The following is a 420-nucleotide window of genomic DNA, read 5'->3' on the forward strand; positions in this document are numbered from 1 at the left end:
GCGCATGCGCGGCCTGCTGCACGACAACGGTCTGCGCGTGCCCATGCTGCTCGCGCAGGACCTGGATGCCGGCTTCCTGCTGCTGGAAGATCTCGGCGGCCCGACCTTGGCCAGGATCCTCGACGAGCGCAACGCTGACGAATGGTTCGGTCGTTCGATCGAGCAGCTGCTGCGCCTGCAGGCGATCCCGGTGCCGGCCGACTTCGGCCAGTTCGGCGAAGCACTGCTGCAGCGCGATGCCGGCCTGTTCGACGAATGGTTCCTGCAGCGCCACCTGAACCTTGAACTCGACTGCGGCGAGATCGAAGGCCTGCAGCTGGTGCATCGCCGCCTGATGGACAACGCGCTGGGCCAGGCCCAGCTGATGACCCATCGCGACTACATGCCGCGCAACCTGATGCCGGTCGACGATGGCCCCGC

General features: G+C 67.1%; 1 protein-coding gene. It reads left to right on the forward strand.

Features of this window, described 5'->3' with window-relative positions:
- Positions 1-420 (forward strand): phosphotransferase (locus GVL12_RS25860; RefSeq protein ID WP_159918396.1); only part of this gene is annotated, 420 nt, incomplete at both ends.

The sequence above is a fragment of the Pantoea sp. 18069 genome (assembly GCF_902706035.1).
GTDB lineage: Bacteria > Pseudomonadota > Gammaproteobacteria > Burkholderiales > Burkholderiaceae_C > Comamonas.